General features: G+C 65.7%; 5 protein-coding genes. All 5 read right to left on the reverse strand.

Annotated features, from left to right (window positions below):
- The coding region (locus tag CYU89_RS12560) for a type II toxin-antitoxin system RelE/ParE family toxin (protein ID WP_296281422.1) at positions 1 to 252 on the reverse strand (252 nt) is incomplete at its 3' end.
- Between the two features lie 2 nt (positions 253 to 254).
- Positions 255 to 539, reverse strand: a complete 285-nt coding sequence (locus CYU89_RS12565; protein WP_014160338.1) for a DUF6290 family protein — start codon at positions 537 to 539, stop codon at positions 255 to 257.
- Positions 540 to 1150: 611 nt separating this feature from the next.
- A complete protein-coding gene (locus CYU89_RS12570) occupies positions 1151 to 2038 on the reverse strand; it encodes a glycosyltransferase family 1 protein (protein WP_296281427.1) in 888 nt (295 codons plus the stop codon).
- Between the two features lie 150 nt (positions 2039 to 2188).
- Positions 2189 to 3700, reverse strand: coding sequence for a bifunctional D-glycero-beta-D-manno-heptose-7-phosphate kinase/D-glycero-beta-D-manno-heptose 1-phosphate adenylyltransferase HldE (hldE, locus tag CYU89_RS12575; protein ID WP_296281429.1), 1512 nt, complete (start codon positions 3698 to 3700; stop codon positions 2189 to 2191).
- Between the two features lie 11 nt (positions 3701 to 3711).
- A partial coding sequence (locus tag CYU89_RS12580) for a glycosyltransferase family 9 protein (protein WP_296281431.1) occupies positions 3712 to 4839 on the reverse strand: 1128 nt, incomplete at its 5' end.

The raw sequence follows: 4839 nt of genomic DNA on the forward strand, positions 1-4839 counted from the left end.
GATGAAAACCGTATCAATCGCCGCGGCATAGCGATACAGCGCCACATACCCGCGCGCACCCCGACCGATCACCAACTCGCGATTGCCCGCGGTGTCCGGACGGCCGATCAGGGGATTGCGTTCCTGCACGTCGATTGCCGCGATGATGTCCTGCAACCGCGACGGGGCGTCCGCTACGTCGTATTCGGCAAGGTGGGCCAGGATCCGGTCAAAGTCATCCGCAACCTCCGGAGCCAGCTCGATACGGGACACCTTCAGGGCGCCAGCTTGCGCGCCGCCGGTCGCGCGGGACGCTTGCCCTCCATGCTTTGCTCAAGGTAGCGCCGCATTTCCTGCCACGGGATGGTCTCGCCGGACGCCACGATGTCCGCATACCGCTGGTTTGCGGTCTCGTTGAAATCCTGCCGCAAGGCTTCCTGTTCGGTTTTCTCCACAATGGCTTGCAGGATGAAGCCGTGGGTTGTGGTGCCTGATCGTTCCGCGGCCAGACGGATACGCTGTTTAAGTTCATCCGACAGGCGAATGGTCGTGGTGGACATGGGCCGCTCCAGAAGCAAAATGATGTAGCACTTTAGTGTCACATGCTCGCAGGTTTCCGCGCCGCAAGTCCAGCCCGTAGGAGCGGCGCCCCCGCCGCGACCGGTCCCCAATGCCGTTCGTAATCCATCGGCCCGAGGGCGGGCCTCCTACAGGCACCCGGTAGGAGCGGCGCCCCCGCCGCGATCGGTTCCCGATGATGTTCGCAATCCATCGGCCCGAGGGCGGGCCTCCTACAGGCTCCCGGTAGGAGCGGCGCCCCCGCCGCGATCGGTCCCCGATGCCGTTCGCAATCCATCGGCCCGAGGGCGGGCCTCCTACAGGCTCCCGGTAGGAGCGGCGCCCCCGCCGCGACCAACGCCGGCGCCACACCTCACCGCCCGAACAGAAAATCCGCCTGCACCGCACGTCATTGCAACCGGCCAGCGCCTGCAACTCGAAACCCTGCACGTCCAGCTTCAGCAGCGCTGGTGCGGCGATGTCCGCTGCCGGCACTTCATCCGCCAGCCGCGCAACGCGGATCAGTCGCTGGCCTAACTCGCCGCGGCCGCGCGCATCGTCAAGTTCCATGCGGCCGCGCCGTCTTTTCCCAGCCTGCCATGGCATCCTTTGATCACTGGGCGGCCGCCACCACGCGCAGATACGCCGCCACGTAGCCCTCCACCATCTGCGCACCGCTGAACCGCTCGGCATTCCGCAACCCCGCTTCCACCCGCGCATCACGGTCCGCCAGCGTGCCGGCAATCACGGCGGCGGTGCCCGGCGCGTCATCCGGGTCGATATAGACCGCCGCATCGCCGCCCACCTCGGTCATCGGCGCGCGATTGGAAGTGACGACCACGCAACCGCAGGCCTGCGCCTCGGCGATCGGCCAGCCGAAACCCTCCTGCAGCGAGGGGAACAGCAGCGCCTCCGCCGTCGAATACAGCGCCCGCAGGTCCTCGTTGGCAAGCTCGGTCCACTCGTGAATGCGCGCCGCCAGGGCCGATCCCTGCACCAGTGCCCGCAGCTCATCCGGCCAGGGCTTGCCCGCCATGATCAGGTGGTGCGATTGGAACGGCGGCAGCGCGGCGAGCTGCATGAAAATGCGCACCACGCCGGCGCGATTCTTGTACCACTGGTTGCCGCCGACATGGACGAAGAACGGCCAGGGCGCGCTGGTACCGAGACGCTGCAAGCGCGCGCGGGCCTCATCCGACACCATGGGCCGGTACGGATAATTCAGCGCATTCGGCACCACGCTGCAGCGCTCGGCCGGCAAACCCGACAGTCGCCGCAACTCGGACCGGGTCTGTTCAGACACGCAGACCACGTGCTGCGCACGCTTGAGGCCCGACAGGATCCAGCGCTGGAAAATCCGGCCGCTGAAGCCCGTCACGTTGCCGGCTATCTCGCCGAGGCTTTGATAGCGCGTCGTGATCCGGCGCAGCCTTTCCGACGGCCCGCCGCCGGCGGGGTTCAGGCTGCTGATCAGATGCAGGATGCGGAGCGGTTGGGGCACGATGGGATTCCGTCGTCGTTAATGTGAATGGGGAGTGACCCCATAGGGTGGGCCGAAGGCCGTGCTTACGCGGGCGATGACCACGCACCAGCCCCCGCGGCCATCCGCTGCTAGCCTCGATCTGTCCGGGCATGCCGCGCTTTGCCTACGCTACGACAGCCTTCCATCGCTGATTTGCCCCGCGCGTTCGGGCTCAGACTTGTCCGGCCCGCCCGCCATCCGCCGCACAAGTTCGGTCGTACTGAAGCCTGCAACCAGTGGCACGAGTTCCACACGTCCACCCCAGGCGCTGACTTCATCCGCGCCAACCACCGTGGCTTCGGTGTAGTCGCCACCCTTGACCAGCACATCAGGCCGGATCGCACGGATCAGTTCGATCGGCGTCGCCTCGTCAAAAATAACCACGGCGTCCGAGGCAGCGAGCGCGGACAGCAAGCGCGCGCGTTCGGCCTGGCTGATGATCGGGCGTGTCGGGCCTTTCAGACGACTGACCGAGGCATCGCTGTTGATGCCGATGATCAGCCGATCGCCCAGGCTTTTGCACTGCTCCAGCAGTGTCACATGGCCGACGTGCAGCAGATCAAAGCAGCCGTTGGTGAAAACGATCTGCTCGCCGGCGGCGCGCCAGACCCTGGTTTTTTCAATCAGCTGCGGCAGGCTCAGCGTTTTCCCCTGATACGGATCGGCGGCCGCGCGCACGGCGCCGAGTAACTCGTCTCGCGTCACCGGCACCGTGCCCAGCTTGGCGATGACGATGCCGGCGGCGAGGTTGGCCAGGACGGTCGCCTGTTGCACTTCCAGCTGCCGCGCCGCACACAGGGCCAGCACAGCAATCACGGTGTCGCCGGCGCCGGATACATCGAACACCTGGCGGGCGACGGCCGCCGCGCGGTGCTGCGCATCCGGCCATAGCACGGCGATCCCTTTCTCACTCATCGTCACCGTGAGATATTCCAGACGGTATTCCCACACCAGCGCCTGCGCACGGTCCAGCAGGCGCTCCAGGTCGGTCGCGCTTTCGCCGGTGGCGAGCGATAGTTCCCCCAGGTTGGGACAGATGGTGGTGGCGCCCGCATAGCGGGAAAAATCCTTGCTTTTAGGATCTACCAACACTGGAATGCCACGCTCTGCCGCCTGCGCGATCAAACGCTCGCACAGCTCTGGCGTCAGCACGCCCTTGGCGTAGTCCGACAGCACGAGTGCCGACACCGATGGCAGCGCTGCCTCGATCTGGCTGAGCAACTGCGCGTAAGCCGCAAGTGGGCGGGGTGCTGTGTCCTCAAAGTCCAGGCGCACGATCTGCTGTGTGCCGCCCAGGATGCGTAGCTTGGAGGTGGTGGGAGTTTCCGCAACGCGCACCAGCAGCGGCTGTATTCCGGCCGCTTCCAGCAGTGACGCCAGCTGCAGACCATCCGCGTCCTGCCCCGTAAAACCGGCCAGCAGTGCGGTGGCGCCCAGGCCCGCGATATTCATCGCCACGTTCGCCGCTCCGCCGGGCTGCTCGCTGGTCCGGTGGGCGCGCACCACCGGCACCGGCGCCTCCGGTGAAATGCGCTCTACCCGGCCGAAAGCGTATTTGTCCAGCATCAGGTCGCCCACCACCAGCACGCGCGCGCCAGCCCAGCCGGATTCAAGGAGAGGGATCAAGGTTTTCGGGTCCATGAACGATGACTTCACGAAAGGTCAGCGGAAGGATGGCGCCGAGGGGACGATCCGGCAGTTTCACCTGCCAGCAAGATTCGAACCCGTTCGACAACCTCCGTCGGAAGGATCGAGCGGATGCAGACCTTCTCGTGCTCGGTGCAGACACTGAGACGGCAGCCATGACAGGGCACAAGCTTGTAAAACACGTTGGCCTCGTTGCCGTACGGGAACCAGACACCGGGCTTGTCCCGCGCGGCGAAGATGGAAACCGCCGGGATGCCCACGCTGCTGGCCAGATGCATGGGGCCGCTGTCGTGGCCGATGAACACGGTTGCCCGTTCGAGCACCGCCGCGCTCTGCCGCGGGCTCAGCTTGCCGCAGAGATTGAGCCCGCCGGTGGGCCAGCGCGCCAGCAACTGTTCGCAGCGTTTGGCCTCGTCCGCCGAGCCGATGAATACCAGAGGGTAGTCGGAGGCCGCTTGCTGCAACTGATCTAGCAATTCCAACCAGCGGTCCTGACCCCAATCTTTTGCGGAAACCTTGGCACCCACACTCAGCGCGATGAACCGTCGAGCTTGCCCCAAGGGCTCCAGCAGCGGATGGATGCTGACTCGCTCCGTCGGTTGAAGCTCGAGCGAAAACAGGCGTGGTTTGAGCAACCGGGGATCAAAGCCAATGGAGCGCAGCAAGCGGCTCGCTTCGGACTCGCGCTGCTCCGGCCGCCCGGCAACCGGCAGATGCCGATTGACATCGCGGCGTGGCCACAAGCCCTGCATCAAGGGCAGGCCAGCACCGGCAAAGAACAGCGCATCGCGCAGCCTCTGCCGGCGCGTGCGCGGCGGCATCAGATAGACCCCATGCGACGGGCGCAGCTTACGGATCGCGGTGGCCAGCGCGGCGAACCTGCGCAGGCTCCTGCTCTGGTGCGGATACTCTATGTAGTCGTCGACCAGACCGCTACCCAGCAGAATCTGGTAGCTGGCTGCCGCCTTCACGCCGCCACCGACTGGCGTATTGGTCAGCAGCACGATGTGGCTGTCTGGGTAGCGTTCGCGAATCAGGTGGTAGGCCGGCAGCGCCACCAGGGTATCGCCCAGGCTGCCGATGCGGAAGATCAGGACCGTGTCGGGCGGCTTGAATGTCATCGCGATTTCCTG

The sequence above is a fragment of the Pseudoxanthomonas sp. genome, from assembly GCF_002863005.1.
Taxonomy (GTDB): domain Bacteria; phylum Pseudomonadota; class Gammaproteobacteria; order Xanthomonadales; family Xanthomonadaceae; genus Pseudoxanthomonas_A.